Here is a 16690-nt window from a genome sequence, read left to right as displayed (position 1 = left end):
TTTCAACTGAATACAGTCTGGTGATTAAGGCGAAGAGGTCACACCCGTTCCCATGCCGAACACGGAAGTTAAGCTCTTCAGCGCCGATGGTAGTTGGGGGATCTCCCCCTGTGAGAGTAGGACGTCGCCAGGCTGTAACAATCTTTTATATCGTCGCGGGGTGGAGCAGTTCGGTAGCTCGTCGGGCTCATAACCCGAAGGTCGCAGGTTCAAATCCTGCCCCCGCAATACCATTTTTTTAAACAAGTATCTAATTCTTATATTAAGGATAGATATTTTGTCAATCAGAATCTAGTCCTTACATTAAGGACAGATATTTTGCCTGTCGGCAAAAATCTTTGGTCCGGTAGTTCAGTTGGTTAGAATGCCTGCCTGTCACGCAGGAGGTCGCGGGTTCGAGTCCCGTCCGGACCGCCATCTATTACTTTATGAGTATAGCGAAACCATGTTTCGTTATTTTTTTATGTCTAAAGGAAAGATTTTTTGCTCAACTTGCCTAAATCGGGTAAACTACATATATACTTCATCCTTAGGAAATGCATTTATCCTAAGGTTTTTTTATACCATCAAAGGAGAAATTTATGTCTACGTATGAATTAGTATCCGGCAGTCCAGATCAGACAGCAGAGTTTGCCGGCAGGCTTGCGGAAAAGCTTGCAGAGAATGATGTTCTCACTTTAGAAGGAGATCTGGGTGCAGGAAAGACGACTTTTACAAAAGGCTTGGCCAAGGGCTTGGGTGTTACAAGGAATGTGAACAGTCCTACCTTTACGATTATTAAAGAATATCAGGGGCGCCTGCCTCTGTATCATATGGATGTCTACCGGTTGGATGATTCTTTTGAGGATCTTGGTTTTGATGAATACTTCCTTGGCGGAGGTGTCACGGTAGTTGAGTGGGCTCACTTGATTGAAGAACAACTGCCGGAAGAGAAGCTTGCTGTGACCATCAGAAGAAAGTCAGAGCACGAGAGAATGATTATGCTTGAACCATCCGGCTCCCGTTATGAAATGTTATGTAAGGAGATTTTTGAATGAAAATCCTGGCGATTGACACGTCCAATTATCAATTAGGAATTGCGCTATCCAGTGACAATGAAATAATCGGTGAATTCATCACCAATATAAAGAAAAACCATTCTTTGAGAGCCATGCCGGCAGTGGAGATGCTGATGAAGGAATGCGGCGTTGCTCCCTGTGAGCTTGATAAAATAGTGGTGGCAAACGGGCCGGGCTCTTATACGGGAGTAAGAATTGGGGTTACCCTTGCTAAAACTCTTGCATGGTCATTGGGAATTCCTGTGGCAGCTGTTTCGAGTCTGGCCGTCTTGGCATCTTCGGGCAGATACTATAACGGCTTGATAGCCCCGCTGTTTGATGCACGCCGCGGCCAGCTGTATACAGGGCTCTATAAGTTCCAAGATGGAAAGTTGCAATGTATGAAAGAGGATGCCAATCTTCCTGCAGCAGAGTGGGCGGAATTTTTAACAACATTTGATGAAAGAGTTCTATTTACAGGCCATGATATCTTGGTTCATCGGGAAGTTTTGAGTGAGAAGCTTGGAGACCAGGCGGAATTTGCTGATATGGCCAGCCATAACCCTCGCCCTTCAGAGTTGATCAGGCTGGGAATGGAGTCCGATGAAGTGCCTGTCCATGAACTGGTACCTAACTATATCAGGCTCGCTGAAGCAGAAGCCAAGTGGAGAGAATCTCAAAAATAGTAGTGATATTGAGGATTAGATTATGAGTGATTACACAATCAGGTTGATGAGTATCGAAGATTTGGATGATGTGATGCAAGTGGAGGTTAATTCTTTTTCCATTCCATGGAGCAGGGACGCTTTTTTCAATGAAATTGAGAAGAACCACTTTGCCACATACATAGTTATTGAAGACAATGGGCAAGTTGTTGGGTATTGCGGTGTTTGGATCATTGTGGATGAGGGGCATATCACCAATGTGGCCGTGCTGCCATCTTACCGGGGCAAAGGCTTGGGAGACAGGCTTTTGGGCGCAATGGTGGAGATAGCCAAGGAAATGGGTGCAGCATCGATGACACTTGAAGTAAGGGTAAGTAATACTCCGGCACAATCATTATACAGAAAGTTTGGATTCCAGGAAGGCGGGATCCGTAAAAATTATTATTCTGACAACCAAGAGGATGCATTAGTTATGTGGGTGAAATTATATGAGTAAAGACACGTATATACTGGGAATGGAAACAAGCTGTGATGAGACAGCTGTGGCTATCGTGAAAAACGGGAAAGAGATTCTTTCCAATGTTGTGGCTTCCCAGATCGAAAGCCATAAGCGTTTTGGGGGGGTTGTTCCAGAGATTGCTTCCAGACACCATGTAGAACAAATCACCATCGTCATTGAGGAAGCGTTGGAACAAGCCGGTATGACCTTGAAGGAAATGGATGCTATAGCTGTTACAGAAGGGCCTGGACTTGTAGGTGCTTTGCTGATCGGTGTCAACGCTGCAAAGGCATTAGCTTTTGCTCAAGATCTCCCTCTTATTGGAGTCCATCATATTGCTGGCCATATTTATGCCAACCGTTTGGTAACGGAGATGAAATTTCCGCTGCTTTCACTAGTTGTTTCAGGCGGCCATACTGAATTGGTGTATATGAAAGAACATGGTTCATTTGAAGTGATTGGAGAAACAAGAGATGATGCTGCAGGGGAAGCCTATGACAAGGTAGCACGCACACTGGGGCTTCCATATCCGGGCGGCCCTCACATTGACCGGCTGGCTGCTGAAGGGAAACCAGAGATTGATCTGCCGAGGGCATGGCTTGAGGCTGACTCTTTTGACTTTAGCTTCAGTGGACTTAAATCAGCTGTTATCAACACTGTCCACAATGCTGAGCAGCGCGGGGAAACTATTCCTCCAGAAACGTTGGCTGCAAGTTTTCAGGAAAGTGTCATTGATGTCCTGGTAACCAAGACGGGAAAAGCAGCGAAAAGACTTAAGGTACAGCAGGTACTGCTTGCTGGAGGGGTAGCAGCTAATAAAGGGCTGAGAAGTGCTTTGGAAAAAGAATTCAGTGGACTTGAGCCCATTGAACTTATTATTCCTCCTCTTTCACTTTGTACAGATAATGCAGCAATGATTGCTGCAGCAGGGACGATCCAATTTGAAAAGGGAAAAAGAGGGTCAATGGCGATGAATGCGAATCCTGGATTGGATATCGAGAATTTTTAAGCTTGAGGGATAAAATCTCTCAAGCTTTTTTAAATATGGGGATAAAAAGTGGATGATTTCAAAAGCTATTAAAAGTTTATGGGGATAAAATGTGGGAAAATACTAATAAAAATACTGTAATTCTTCGATAGGAAATAAGAACATGTGTTTTGTACACAGTTTGTGGATAAGTTGTTAGTAAGTAGGCAGATGTATGTGTAAAATCCTAAGGAAAATATTCCTATTTTTCTGTTAGTAATGGGGATAACTGTGGATTAAATTGTGGATAATGTGGAAAAGTGTTGTGAATAAAGAGAAATTAACAATTGTTCTGTGAATAACTTTGTGGAGTACACTGACTAAATAATGAAATAGTCTTGTTTTCTATGTGAATAACTGAATCACTTACATATATAAAGGCTGCGGGAGTCGATTCCTGCAGCCTTTTTTTCTCTTTGGAACATTTTTCTGTCGTGTCTAAACGGGGAGTTTGCGCTTTTTATGATTGAAGTAACTCTTCAACTTCTGTCCATTCTTCCATATAGGCATCTAATGATTGTTTTGCTTCTTCCAATTCTGAATTCAGTTTAATGACTCGTTCATGATCTTGAAAGACATCCGGGTCACATAACTCGGCTTCGATGGTACTGACTTTCTCCTCAAGTTCTTCCATCAGTCCTTCTAACTCTTCCACGCGCCTTCTGCGCTGCCTCTCAAGCTTTTTCGCTTCTTTGTCGAGCTGATAGTTTTGTTTTTCCTGTTTGGGATTAGTCTGTTCTTTAGCTTTGCTGTTCTCTTCCAATTGGGCAAGTTCCAGCGTCTCTCTTTTCTTTTGAAGATAATAATCATAGTCTCCAAGAAATTCTGTTGCTTCGTTTACGGACAGTTCAATCACTTTCGTGGCAATTCTGTTGATGAAGTAACGATCATGCGAAACAAATAAGATGGTGCCTGGGTAATCGATCAAGGCAGCTTCCAGCACTTCTTTGCTATCAAGGTCCAAGTGGTTGGTAGGCTCATCCAGGATAAGGAGATTTGCCTTTTGGAGCATGAGCTTGGAAAGGGCAAGTCTTGCTTTCTCTCCGCCGCTGAGAGCTGTTACAGGCTTCAGGACATCTTCACCAGAAAATAAGAAGTTCCCAAGGACAGTCCGGATCTCTTTTTCATCTTTCATCGGGTATTCATCCCAGAGTTCGTTTAAAACCGTTTTATTGGATGATAATTCGGCCTGTTCCTGATCATAGTAACCAATGGATACATTGGAACCGAATGAAAAACTTCCTTCAATAGGGTCCAGTCTTTTGATCAATGTTTTCAAAAGGGTTGATTTTCCGACTCCGTTAGGCCCGACGAGAGCCACGCTGTCCCCTTTTGACATCGACAAAGTCAGGGAAGACGAAATCACATCATTTCCATATCCAATGGCAAGGTCGTTTACCTTAAGCACATCGTTCCCACTTTGGCGGTCGATGGCGAAAGAGAAGTTAGCTGATTTCTCATCTCCTTGAGGCCTGTCCATCAACTCCATACGCTCGAGCTTTTTGCGTCTGCTCTGAGCTTGTTTGGTAGTAGAGGCACGGGCGATATTCCGTTGGATAAAATCCTGCAGCTTGGCGACTTCCTCTTGCTGGCGTTCGAACTGTTTCATTTCCCTCTCGAACATTTCTGCTTTCATTTCGAGGAACTGACTGTAGTTACCAAAATATTTTTTTGAGTTGGCACGTGATACTTCATATACCTGGTTAACGACTTTGTCCAGAAAGTAACGGTCATGGGAAACGATGAGAATCGCACCCTCATAGCCTTGGAGATACTGTTCCAGCCAGGAAAGCGTATCGATATCCAGGTGGTTGGTAGGTTCATCGAGAATGAGGATATCCGGCTTTGTCAGGAGCAATTTTCCCAGAGCAAGCCTTGTTTTTTGCCCTCCGCTAAGGGTGGCAATCGGAGTACTATAATCAAAGTCTGCAAAATTCAATCCATGAAGGACAGACCGGATGTCGGCCTCGAATTGGTATCCGCCGGATTCTTTGAATTTAACTTGAAGTACATCATATTCTTTTAGCACTCTATTATATTTCTCTTCGTTTTCATAAACGGACGGGTCTGCCATTTCCTGTTCAAGTTTGCGCAGGTCACCCTCAAGTTTGCGCAGATCATCAAAAACAGACAGCATTTCGTCCCAAATGGACAGGCCTGATTCCAATCCGGTATGTTGAGCCAGGTAACCGGTCGACACTTCTTTCGGTTTAATGATCTCTCCTGAATCATATGACATCTGCCCGGAAATAATCTTTAATAACGTCGATTTTCCTGCACCATTACGGCCGACAAGGGCAATTCTATCCCGGTTTTGTATTTCGAGTTTTATATTGGATAATATCAGATCGGCGCCGAAGGACTTCACAATCTGGTTCACTTGTAACAATATCAATTCATTCACCTCAATCTATCAGGCTCTTTCCGCTGCTCCCATGGATAGAAAGAGCACGAAGAAAGCATGAAAAACATTCATCTTTACTAGATAGTGTATCGTAAAATCAAGGATGACGGCAATATTAAGACTTTTGGATTAACAGACAGGATTTTGAAAATGGTGTATGATAAGAGAGAATCCTGCACATTGGGAGATTATGAACATTTTATTATATTCCATGAAAAGGAATTGACATATCGGCACTGCAGGCACAGAATGAAAAGATGACTTCCCGCATTCATATGGAAGCGTTATCAGAAGGAACGCATGAATTTGGGAGAGGTAAGCTAAAAGCTCTAGCGAATTAAATTGTGGGGGAATGGCAATGAATCCGGAAAGTACAAAGATTCCACAAGCGACAGCTAAACGGCTGCCGTTATACTATAGATTTATCAAAAACTTACACTCATCCGGGAAACAAAGAGTGTCTTCAAAAGAGTTGAGTGAAGCGGTAAAAGTAGATTCGGCAACAATCAGGAGAGATTTTTCCTATTTCGGGGCGTTAGGAAAGAAAGGGTATGGATACAATGTTAACTATCTGTTATCTTTCTTCAGGAAAACCCTCGACCAGGATGAATTGACCAAGGTCGTATTGATAGGGGTCGGAAATTTAGGGACGGCATTCCTTCATTATAATTTTATCAAGAATAATAATACCAAAATTGAGATGGCCTTCGATGTCGCACCGGATAAAGTCGGTTCGGTTATCAGTGATGTGCCGGTGTACAGCCTTGATGATATGGAGAAATATATTGAGGATAATGGCATAGAAGTGGCCATTTTGACCGTTCCTGTCGGTTCTGCCCAAAGCATTACGGACAGGCTCGTCCAATCCAATATTAAAGGTATACTTAACTTCACGCCGGCAAGGCTGACGGCTCCCGATCATATCAGGATCCATCACATCGATCTTGCCGTCGAGCTGCAATCTCTGGTGTATTTCTTGAAAAACTATTCCGGGGATGACACGGAACTGTCACAAGAAGGAAATAGAACATAATAGCAAAAACAAACCTGATAAGTTATGATAGAACGAGGAGGTGAACGTTATGCCACTAGGACCAGGTAGCCTCATATTGATCGCAATCGTTGCTCTATTGATTTTCGGACCGAAGAAATTGCCGGAATTAGGTAAAGCGATGGGAAATACTTTGCGTGAATTCAAAAACGCAACAAAAGGCTTAGCAGATGAAGATGATGATAAAAATAAAGACGCTAAGTAAATGTAAGGATTGAACGCTATGAGTCATAATGAAATGACAGTTTATGAACATATAGGAGAACTCAGAAAACGGCTCATGTTTGTAGTCGTTTTCTTCATGTTGGCGTTTATAGGCAGCTTCTTTTTGGCAGAACCATTAATCAGGTATCTGCAGCATGCAGATGAAGCGAAAGAGCTGACGATGAACGCTTTCAGGCTGACAGACCCGTTAAAAGTTTATTTGGAAATGATGGTGTTCATAGCACTGATCATCACATCTCCGCTTATCCTTTTTCAATTGTGGTCATTCATCAGTCCAGGATTGCTTGAAAGAGAAAGAAAAGTAACCTTAAGCTATATCCCGATCTCCTTGATTCTTTTCCTTGGGGGACTGTCCTTTGCTTATTTTGTCCTTTTTCCTTATGTAGTCCAGTTCATGATGAATCTGTCGGATGAACTGAATATACAGACGGTGATCGGCATCAATGAATACTTTCATTTTTTATTTCAGCTGACACTTCCATTCGGATTTTTGTTTCAGCTTCCGGTGGTCATGCTGTTTTTGACCCGCCTGGGAATCATTACGCCGATGTTCATGTCGCAGATGAGGCGTTTTGCATACTTTATCCTGCTGGTGATTGCTGCATTCATCACACCGCCGGATATCGTATCCCATTTGATGGTGACAGTTCCGTTACTGTTCTTATATGAAATCAGTATTTGGATCTCAAAGATCGGTTATAAGAAAGTCCTTGAAGCAGAACAGGAGCTTCAGCGGGAAATTTATGAAGAAGAAAGAAAGAGAGAGGAATAACCTTTGCGGTTGTTCCTTTTTTTATGTGAAAATATTGGAAATTAAGGACGGATACCCAAGAAGACGCTTCCTTTTATTCATACTCTGTAGTGTCATGAATTAGAGAATAGAATGAGGAGGAAGATCCTAGTGAACTTTAACCGGAATTATCATATTGTTGACCCTAAAGATGAAAGGATATTCGGCTTTGGGTTTGGGCGTCCAGGGTTTGGCTTTGGGTTTGGCCGTCCATTCGGCTTTGGGTTCGGGAGGCCTTTTGGATTTGGTTTCGGCTTTCCATTCTTGACTGGACTGGCGGCAGGTGCTTTGCTGGCGCCAAGACCGTATTATTACCCATATCCTTACTATCCTTATGCCCCGTACCCTTACTATTATTAAAGGCTCTATTTTAATAAATTGTTGCTTATAAATAAAGTGGGTGCTCCTGGATAATGGAAGCACATTGAACGGTGTGGTCGCCCTGCCTTCCGTCCCAATCAACCTGCGGATAAGAGCAGGGGCAAATTAGAGGGCTCTTTCGTCGGTGGCGGGAGAGCTTTTTTGGTTTATTAGGGAGGAACCCAGCCAGTATGGGGTGGTGGAATTTGGATTTGATGGAAACAGCGGTGCCATAAGGAGCGTATGGGGTGGTGGAATTTGGATTTGATGGAAACAGCGGTGCCATAGGGAGCGTATGGGGTTGTGAAATTAGGATTTGATGAAATTGGCGTTGCTATAGGGAGCGTATGGGGTGGTGAAAATAGGGATTGATGAAATTGGCGGTGGCATAGGGAGCGTATGGGGTTGTGAAATTAGGATTTGATGAAATTGGCGTTGCTATAGGGAGCGTATGGGGTTGTGAAATTAAGATTTGATGAAATTGGCGTTGCTATAGGGAGCGTATGGGGTGGTGGAATTAGGGATTGATGAAATTGGCGGTGGCATAGGGAGCGTATGGGGTTGTGAAATTAGGATTTGATGAAATTGGCGTTGCTATAGGGAGCGTATGGGGTTGTGAAATTAAGATTTGATGAAATTGGCGTTGCTATAGGGAGCGTATGGGGTGGTGAAATTAGGATTTGATGAAATTGGCGTTGCTATAGAGAGCGTATGGGGTGGTGAAATTAGGGATTGATGAAATTGGCGGTGCTATAGGGAGCGTATGGGGTTGTGAAATTAGGATTTGATGAAATTGGCGTTGCTATAGAGAGCGTATGGGGTTGTGAAATTAAGATTTGATGAAATTGGCGTTGCTATAGAGAGCGTATGGGGTTGTGGAATTAGGGATTGATGAAATTGGCGTTGCTATAGGGAGCGTATGGGGTTGTGAAATTAGGATTTGATGAAATTGGCGGTGCTATAGAGAGCGTATGGGGTGGTGGAATTAGGGATTGATGAAATTGGCGGTGCCATAGGGAGCGTATGGGGTGGTGAAATTAGGGATTGATGAAATTGGCGGTGCTATAGGGAGCGTATGGGGTTGTGAAATTAGGATTTGATGAAATTGGCGGTGCCATAGGGAGAGTATGGGGTTGTGATTTTACGTTTTGGAAAAAATCAACGGTATCAACCAACCAATATATCAGTACAAAAAAAAGAAGCCCATCAAAGACTTCTTTTACTTCTTATCATTCAAATGTTTCTTGATCTTGAAGTGCAGGGCAACCATCCTGATTCCTGATCCGAAATCAAGAGTGGCGAGCAGCACCATTAAGTATGAGAAAAATCCCCAACCATGGTCATTTACATTTCGAATTGCAAAGTACGTAAATAAAACCCCGAGGAGGATGTAAAGAATGCCGCTGAACAAAGGTGATCTCCTCATAAAAATAATCCTCCTATAAATCCTTGAATTTTTTCCGCTTCTTCAATCATCTTTTCAATTTCGTCCCTGAAGATCGACTGCATCAGAACGACAAGCGAGTTCATCGATACGTGGGCGATGATCGGTACGATAATCCGCTTTGTTTTTACATAAAGGAAAGCAAACACGAAGCCCATTGCTGAATACAGCAGTACATGCTCCGGTTCAAAATGAGCAAAGGCAAAAATGACGGAACTGATCAATGCCGACAGGATAAATGAAAAACGTTCATATAGAACCCCGAAGATGATCTTCCTGAATACGATTTCTTCCAAGATAGGTCCGATAACAGCCGCGACAATCATCGCCAGCGGTACAGTATCTATGATGTTGACAATCGTTTTCGTATTGTCAGAACCCATTTCGATTCCAAGCAGGTTTTCGATATTGATGGCTATAGACTGTGCCAAGAACGCCATGAATATACCGGCAATGGCCCAGGCAATCGAAAAACCGAGTGAAAGAGGTTCTGACCTTTCAAGCCGTGTCGAGCTTTCCGATTTGCGCAGAATGGCCCAAACGACAATCAAGGCTATCGAGAATGAAATCACCAGCCAATAGCCGGGGATGACTGCTTCCATATGCTTTGGGGTCTGGCCGAACCAATTCACACCCGCATAATACAGAAGCGGCGCCCCAATGTATCCTGAAAGCTGCATAACGATATAAGCAATAAGAATATATCCAAAATGTTTTTTCAAAGGTGATGTCTCCTTATATAAAATCTGTAAGCCCAACCTTACTAGCTTCCGCTTTTCTTTACAATTCTACTAATAAAGTGCCCGTTGCGCAAAGAAAGAGGTTTTTACTTCTTTATACGGCACAGCACGTCTAATAAGAACCATTATTTTTAGTTTACCGGTATGAAAGGATGCTTTTGTGTGAGCGTCATGGTTAATGGTATCTGAATCCGGGGAGCAGATCCCTTGGGCCGTTGGAGATTTTCCAAGCGGAATTTTTAAAAAAGGTATAAGGCCACCATGTCCCTCATAATATAAGAGGGTGTGTTTTTTGAGGAAAAATGACGAAAAAAATTTTAAGCAGGACTCTTGCAAAATGAAATCGAATTATTTATTATAATAGTTGTGTTAGCACTCACCTCTAACGAGTGCTAATAAATAATATTTACATAATTTTTATGAGGAGGTTGTTTCACTTGTTAAAACCACTAGGTGATCGCGTCGTTATTGAGCTAGTAGAGTCAGAAGAAAAAACAGCAAGCGGTATCGTACTACCGGATTCAGCTAAGGAGAAACCGCAAGAGGGTAAAGTTGTTGCTGTAGGTACAGGCCGGGTTCTTGATAATGGTGAGCGTGCAGCTCTTGAAGTGGCTGTAGGCGATAAAATCATCTTCTCTAAATATGCTGGTACTGAAGTGAAATACCAAGGCACAGAATACCTGATCCTTCGTGACAGTGACATTCTGGCTGTAGTAGGCGAATAATTACTTAATTCTTAAATAGATTGATTCAATTAATAAGAGGAGGTCTTTTATAATGGCTAAAGATATTAAATTTAGTGAAGAAGCTCGCCGTTCCATGCTTCGTGGTGTGGATCAATTGGCAAACGCAGTAAAAGTAACTCTTGGACCAAAAGGACGCAACGTGGTACTTGAGAAAAAATACGGTTCTCCGCTGATCACAAATGATGGTGTGACAATCGCGAAAGAAATCGAACTTGAAGATGCATTCGAAAACATGGGTGCAAAACTTGTTGCTGAAGTAGCAAGCAAAACAAACGAAATCGCCGGTGACGGTACTACAACTGCAACGGTTCTTGCGCAAGCGATGATCCGTGAAGGTCTTAAAAACGTTACAGCTGGTGCGAACCCTGTAGGTATCCGCAAAGGGATCGAAAAAGCGGTTCAATCTGCAATCGAAGAGCTTAAATCAATCTCTAAACCAATCGAAAGCAAAGAGTCCATCGCACAAGTTGCGGCGATTTCTGCTGCTGACGAAGAAGTTGGACAATTGATTGCTGAAGCGATGGAGCGCGTTGGGAACGACGGCGTCATCACTATCGAAGAATCTAAAGGATTCTCTACTGAGCTTGACGTTGTGGAAGGTATGCAGTTCGACCGTGGATATGCATCTCCTTACATGGTGACAGACTCTGACAAAATGGAAGCGGTTCTTGAAAATCCGTATGTCTTGATCACTGACAAGAAAATCGGAAACATCCAGGAAGTCCTTCCGGTACTTGAGCAAGTCGTACAACAAGGCAAGCCTCTATTGATCGTTGCTGAAGATGTTGAAGGTGAAGCACTTGCTACATTAGTAGTGAACAAACTTCGCGGAACATTCAATGCAGTAGCTGTAAAAGCTCCTGGATTCGGTGACCGTCGTAAAGCTATGCTTGAAGACCTTGCCATCCTTACAGGCGGTGAAGTAATCACAGAAGATCTTGGTTTGGATCTTAAATCTGCGAACATCACTCAGCTTGGACGCGCAGCGAAAATCGTTGTTACAAAAGAAAACACAACAGTTGTTGAAGGTGCAGGCGAGCCGGATCAAATCTCTGCCCGCGTAAACCAAATCCGTTCTCAAATGGAAGAAACAACTTCTGAATTCGACCGTGAAAAATTACAAGAGCGCCTTGCTAAGTTAGCTGGCGGTGTAGCAGTAGTGAAAGTTGGTGCAGCTACTGAAACAGAATTGAAAGAGCGCAAACTTCGTATCGAAGATGCATTGAACTCAACTCGTGCAGCAGTAGAAGAAGGTATCGTTTCAGGTGGTGGTACTGCCCTTGTGAACGTATACAACAAAGTATCTTCTATTGAAGCTGAAGGTGACGTGAAAACAGGTATCAACATCGTGCTTCGCGCGCTTGAAGAGCCAATCCGTCAAATCGCTCACAACGCAGGTCTTGAAGGATCCATCATCGTTGAGCGCCTGAAGAAAGAAGACGTTGGCGTAGGGTACAACGCGGCTACTGGCGAGTGGGTCAACATGATCGACTCCGGTATCGTGGATCCAACTAAAGTAACTCGTTCTGCACTGCAAAATGCAGCTTCCGTTGCAGCAATGTTCTTAACTACTGAAGCAGTAGTTGCTGACATTCCTGAAGAAAACGGCGGCGGCATGCCTGACATGGGCGGCATGGGCGGAATGGGTGGAATGGGCGGCATGATGTAATTAGGGGTTAAAAACCTTATTATATCAACGTTTTAGGATAGAATGATAAATCCTTGTGTGTTGATTTGTGTGCATCAAATAAACACAATAATTCCATGATAATAAAATCTAAAATTAGAGAAGGTCTTCCATTAGTTTATCGAACTTTTGGGAGGCCTTTTCTTCCATGTTAGCGGTCATATGGGCATAGATATTCATTGTAGTATTAATGTCCGTATGTCCCAACCTTTGTTGTATTTCTTTAATACCTACTCCAGCTTCAAGCAATAAAGAAGTGTGCGTGTGTCTGAAGGAGTGAGGGGTGATATTTCTTTTAATTCCTGCTTTTTTGAGCAGTCGTTTAAGTCTGGTGTCCACCACTTTTCTCAATTGTGGGTGCCCATCTTCCCTAGCAAAGATAAATTGGTTATCCTTATAAACGCTGCGATATTTCAATTTAATCTCATTTTGTTTTATTTTGTGTTTTTTCAGCATGTTGATTAGCTTATCATTAATACGGATTGTGCGGACCGACCCTTTAGTCTTAGGTGTTAACAACTCATACTTTTCATAATTGTTACTGGGGTTATATAAGGTTTTAGTTATCCGTAGTGTCCCTTGTTTTTCATTAAAATCGGTCCATTTTAAGGCTAATAATTCACCTATCCTTAAGCCGGTATAGGAAAGTGTAGTAAAGATAAGTTGGTCCATTTCAAGACCTTCCGAATACGCTAACTTAAGAAAATGAGCAAGTTCTTCTTTCTCGAGAAAGATAATATTCTCATCTGCATTTTCTAGTTCTTCTACTGTTTGTTGCTTTTTAGGTAATCTGAAATTTTCGGTAGGATTAACTTTCATTAGTCCTAGCTCTACAGCTTGTCTAAAAATCATACGCCCACATGCGTGAATTCCATCCATGTAGTTTTGGCTATATTGCTCTGATAGAACGATAATTCGGTCCTGGTACATCTTTTTTGAAATTTTACTAATAGGGTAAGGCCCCCATACACTAATAAAGTGTTTCATTTCCTTTTCCCTTGCTCTAACACTACTCACCTTAACGCCAGATCGGCCATAGGTTTTTAGCCAATCCCGAGTGAATTGCTCAAAAGACATTTCAGATTCTTTTAAATATGTCCCGTTTTCTTTTTGGGTTTCTATTAGTCTTGCGGCTGCTTTTGCTTCGCGTTGTGTTTTAAAGCCGCCTTTTGATTCAGTTATCCGTTTTTTAGTTAGTGGATCTACTCCCATATAGACTCTATATGTCCAGGTCTTTCCACGTTGTATAATTTGTGCCATGGTGTTAATTCTCCTTATTTACCGAGTAAGTAACTAATAACAGTCCGTGCTTATTTGCTGGTCACAACCGCTTATTTTCCGACTCTGTACCTTTTAAAGATAGTAGCCAATTAAAATCACCTCCTTTTAATCCTCTAAGTAGATTTTTATTAGCTTTTTTATCGTTGTTTTTTCTTTTCTACTTAAAAGTCTGCTCTTGAAAAATACCTCTTGATTGTTAGAACTCAATAGATGATCAAGGTCAGGTACTATCGTTTCATTTAACGAACGAATTTCAGCTTTGTTTTTAATAAATTCTTCTATTTCCTCTTTATATCCCACTTTTTCAACGGAGATGTACCCAGCCAGTTGTAGTAATTCAAGAGAAGTAATACTTAAACCGTTAGCAATCTTTTCAAGAGTGTCTATTTTGGGAATTCCTCGTTTACCTGTTTCTACCTGCGAAATGTAGGAATTTGCAATTCCCGACAACTCACTTAATTTTCTAATAGTAAAACCTTTTTCCTTCCTTAATCTCCTTAGATTTTCTCCAAATTCAGTCATGTTAATATACCTCTTTCTGTTTTCATTTTCTGAATAATTCTAACTCAAATGATCGCAAAAGTAAAATATTTTTATAATAATTTGCAAAAGTAAAACAAAAAGTGTATATTTTTACCATGTTCGCAAAAAGTAAATAAAAATTGAAATGATTAGGAGGTTTGCAAATGTTAAATATTTCGGTGGATCAAGACACAGTAAAAACTATTTACTTAGAGGAAGTTCGAAAAAGTGTCAAGGCAATGGAACATCAAATGTTGTTGATCGATACAAAAGAACTTTGTAAAATGCTTTCCCTAAGTAGACCGACTGTAGAAAAATTGTTCATTTCCAATCCGGAATTTCCTACTTTAAGAATAGGAAAGAAATATTTATTTAACCGAAAAGAAGTAGAAGAGTATATCAAACGGTGGTCAATAACTCTTAAAAAGAATGGTGGGAAAATTGAATGCGATTAAAGAGCTTTAAAGAAATTTATGTGGGCTTATGAAATGAAAATAAAAGGAGTATGAAAATTGATTGATAAAGAAAAAGGTGAGGCAATGCAAATGCCCACCTCTCAACCAGTAGTATCTAATAAAGGTTACGAAGCGTGTTATGAAGGTTTTGTACCATTGGAAGTTTATATGGCAGGAAAAGGAGGAAAGTCTACTCCTACACCTCTAGATGAAATGGAAGATATAAAAGAACAGACTATGAAGGAAGAACAATACGGCTTAAAGGGAGTAATGAAATTTCCTACTGAAATTTTTCCTCAGGCAATTCAGGACTTTATTATAGCCCAGGCTAAAGCATTGCCAGCGCCCGAAGACTTTTTGGGAGTGGGTGTCTTATCTGCCATTAGTACTGTCATTGGAAATTTGACTGTCATTAAAATCAAAAATTCTTGGGATAACGAAGGATGTCAATTATGGGCGTGTATCATTGGAGACCCAAGCGTTAGAAAAACAGCTGCTTTAAGTAAGGCTCTTAACCCTTTAAGCATATTGGAAAGAGACTTGCGTAGGGAATACCAATCATTGAAGCAACAGTATAAGCAAGACTTTGAGAAATGTAATATTGAATTGGATCAATGGAAAGTAAACGTTAAAAAAGGCAAATCCACCATTGAAGAAATGCCTGAAGAACCTAACAAACCTTCCCTTAAAAGGCTTATTGTTAATAAAAGTACCTTGGAAGGTTTATATAAAATATTGGAGCATAATCCCACAGGCATCATTAAATATAACGATGAATTGAAATCATTGTTTACAGAAATGAATCAATATAGGGCAGGTAATGATCGTCAAACATGGATTGAACTTTACAATAAACAACCTATTTCAATTGATTTAAAATCCCAAGAGGAACCTCAGGTAATAGAGGAACCATTTGTCGTGGTGTGTGGCGGTACCCAACCCAAAACAGTAGAAAACATTGTAAAAGATGGAATGGACGATGGACTGAGTACCAGGTTCTTATTTTCCTATCCAGAAACAGAAATAACTGATTGGACAGACGATGATATTTCTGAAGCGATAAAAAAAGCCTATGAAGAAGCAATTCATAAAATTTATTGGAGTAGGCCAAAGGAAAAAAGAACACTGCTTCTTTCATCAGAAGCATATGAGTTTTTCAAGACTGTTATAAATGGGTTAAGAGCAGAAACGAAAGCACCGGATTTTCCACAGGAATTAATAGCACCATATGGAAAACTGGAGGGCTATTTAGCCCGGTTTTCACTTCTTCTGCATGTTTTAGAGTATTCCTGTTTAGAGACCAAGAGCGAAATTTATGTAGCTATGGAAACCGTCTACAAAGCCCATATGCTAATCGAGTATTTTAAAAGCCATATGAAAAAAGTATATAACCGTACAGGAGAAACTGTTTTAAATAAAAATTGCATCAAACTAATTGAACTAGTAAAGAAAAAGGGTGAAAAATCAGATTTTGGTTATGAACTTACATTCCGAGAAATTCAACGTTCCAATATTTTTGGCAAAGGGCTAACAACATCCGATGCCGTTTTTGAAGTAGCGACTAAATTAATGGAAGAAGGCTTAGGAAAAATTACCATGAAGGAAAGAAAAGGACAAACACAATATAAATTTATTTTCTTTATGTAGTCGACAGGTCGACGGCACGCCATGAAGTATTGAAATTACTGAATTTTACCTGTCTACCTATTTGGTCGACAACATGTTTGGTTTCTGTGCACATCTATTAAGATGTCGAC

The 16690-nt window shown here is 41.2% G+C and carries 17 protein-coding genes, 2 tRNA genes and 1 rRNA gene; 15 read left to right on the top strand and 5 right to left on the bottom strand.

Translation table 11 applies throughout. The features are described from left to right. Positions 1–16: 16 nt before the first annotated feature. From rrf to tsaD, 7 genes are all read left to right on the top strand, one after another. Positions 17–133: ribosomal RNA gene (rrf, locus tag M1E09_RS20475) — 5S ribosomal RNA — on the top strand. 21 nt (positions 134–154) lie between these two features. Then, positions 155–228, top strand: a tRNA-Met gene (locus M1E09_RS20470). 112 nt (positions 229–340) lie between these two features. Continuing rightward, positions 341–417 (top strand) — tRNA-Asp (locus tag M1E09_RS20465). Positions 418–581: 164 nt separating this feature from the next. Beyond that, positions 582–1037: a tRNA (adenosine(37)-N6)-threonylcarbamoyltransferase complex ATPase subunit type 1 TsaE gene (gene tsaE, locus M1E09_RS20460; RefSeq protein WP_456272659.1), complete on the top strand. Its 456-nt coding sequence runs from the start codon at positions 582–584 to the stop codon at positions 1035–1037. After that, entirely contained in the window at positions 1034–1723 is a 690-nt protein-coding gene (gene tsaB, locus M1E09_RS20455) for a tRNA (adenosine(37)-N6)-threonylcarbamoyltransferase complex dimerization subunit type 1 TsaB (protein ID WP_456272658.1), read from the top strand. The genes tsaE and tsaB overlap by 4 nt, the downstream gene beginning before the upstream one ends. Before the next feature lie 22 nt (positions 1724–1745). After that, the gene (gene rimI, locus M1E09_RS20450) at positions 1746–2198 is read left to right on the top strand and encodes a ribosomal protein S18-alanine N-acetyltransferase (protein WP_456272657.1); all 453 of its coding nucleotides are present in this window, start codon (positions 1746–1748) and stop codon (positions 2196–2198) included. Further along, on the top strand, positions 2191–3210 hold the full coding sequence (tsaD, locus tag M1E09_RS20445) for a tRNA (adenosine(37)-N6)-threonylcarbamoyltransferase complex transferase subunit TsaD (RefSeq protein ID WP_456272656.1): 1020 nt from the start codon (positions 2191–2193) through the stop codon (positions 3208–3210). The genes rimI and tsaD overlap by 8 nt, the downstream gene beginning before the upstream one ends. Positions 3211–3688: 478 nt before the next feature. Here the strand turns inward: tsaD and M1E09_RS20440 are convergent, their stop codons facing one another. After that, positions 3689–5623 carry an ABC-F family ATP-binding cassette domain-containing protein gene (locus M1E09_RS20440; RefSeq protein ID WP_456272655.1) on the bottom strand — a complete coding sequence of 645 codons (1935 nt, stop codon included), beginning with the start codon at positions 5621–5623 and terminating at the stop codon, positions 3689–3691. A gap of 367 nt (positions 5624–5990) precedes the next feature. Between M1E09_RS20440 and M1E09_RS20435 the strand changes: the two genes are divergently transcribed. The 4 genes from M1E09_RS20435 (at position 5991) to M1E09_RS20420 (ending at position 8058) form a co-directional block, all read left to right on the top strand. Continuing rightward, entirely contained in the window at positions 5991–6665 is a 675-nt protein-coding gene (locus M1E09_RS20435; protein WP_456272654.1) for a redox-sensing transcriptional repressor Rex, read from the top strand. Between the two features lie 49 nt (positions 6666–6714). Further along, entirely contained in the window at positions 6715–6888 is a 174-nt protein-coding gene (locus M1E09_RS20430; protein ID WP_421382889.1) for a twin-arginine translocase TatA/TatE family subunit, read from the top strand. An 18-nt stretch (positions 6889–6906) separates the two neighbouring features. Beyond that, entirely contained in the window at positions 6907–7680 is a 774-nt protein-coding gene (gene tatC, locus M1E09_RS20425) for a twin-arginine translocase subunit TatC (RefSeq protein WP_456272653.1), read from the top strand. A 129-nt stretch (positions 7681–7809) separates the two neighbouring features. Beyond that, positions 7810–8058 (top strand): spore coat protein, encoded by a 249-nt coding sequence (locus tag M1E09_RS20420; protein WP_456272652.1) that lies wholly within the window; start codon positions 7810–7812, stop codon positions 8056–8058. A 1219-nt stretch (positions 8059–9277) separates the two neighbouring features. Here the strand turns inward: M1E09_RS20420 and M1E09_RS20415 are convergent. Both M1E09_RS20415 and M1E09_RS20410 read right to left on the bottom strand, forming a co-directional pair. Further along, a complete protein-coding gene (locus M1E09_RS20415; protein WP_456272651.1) occupies positions 9278–9484 on the bottom strand; it encodes a YdiK family protein in 207 nt (68 codons plus the stop codon). Next, entirely contained in the window at positions 9481–10224 is a 744-nt protein-coding gene (locus M1E09_RS20410; protein ID WP_456272650.1) for a CPBP family intramembrane glutamic endopeptidase, read from the bottom strand. The genes M1E09_RS20415 and M1E09_RS20410 overlap by 4 nt, the downstream gene beginning before the upstream one ends. A gap of 455 nt (positions 10225–10679) precedes the next feature. Between M1E09_RS20410 and groES the strand changes: the two genes are divergently transcribed. Continuing rightward, entirely contained in the window at positions 10680–10967 is a 288-nt protein-coding gene (gene groES / locus M1E09_RS20405; RefSeq protein WP_409252644.1) for a co-chaperone GroES, read from the top strand. 52 nt (positions 10968–11019) lie between these two features. Continuing rightward, positions 11020–12657 (top strand): chaperonin GroEL, encoded by a 1638-nt coding sequence (gene groL / locus M1E09_RS20400; RefSeq protein WP_456272649.1) that lies wholly within the window; start codon positions 11020–11022, stop codon positions 12655–12657. 114 nt (positions 12658–12771) lie between these two features. Here the strand turns inward: groL and M1E09_RS20395 are convergent, their stop codons facing one another. Both M1E09_RS20395 and M1E09_RS20390 read right to left on the bottom strand, forming a co-directional pair. Continuing rightward, positions 12772–13935: a site-specific integrase gene (locus M1E09_RS20395; protein ID WP_456272648.1), complete on the bottom strand. Its 1164-nt coding sequence runs from the start codon at positions 13933–13935 to the stop codon at positions 12772–12774. Positions 13936–14061: 126 nt separating this feature from the next. Continuing rightward, entirely contained in the window at positions 14062–14478 is a 417-nt protein-coding gene (locus M1E09_RS20390; RefSeq protein WP_456272647.1) for a helix-turn-helix domain-containing protein, read from the bottom strand. 164 nt (positions 14479–14642) lie between these two features. Between M1E09_RS20390 and M1E09_RS20385 the strand changes: the two genes are divergently transcribed. After that, complete coding sequence (locus tag M1E09_RS20385; protein ID WP_456272646.1) at positions 14643–14933, top strand: helix-turn-helix domain-containing protein; 291 nt, start codon at positions 14643–14645, stop codon at positions 14931–14933. 57 nt (positions 14934–14990) lie between these two features. Further along, positions 14991–16580: a DUF3987 domain-containing protein gene (locus tag M1E09_RS20380; RefSeq protein ID WP_456272645.1), complete on the top strand. Its 1590-nt coding sequence runs from the start codon at positions 14991–14993 to the stop codon at positions 16578–16580. The last annotated feature ends 110 nt before the right edge of the window (positions 16581–16690 follow it).

The sequence above is a fragment of the Bacillus sp. AK031 genome, from assembly GCF_053903065.1.
This window is presented reverse-complemented; position numbering and strand designations above follow the sequence as displayed.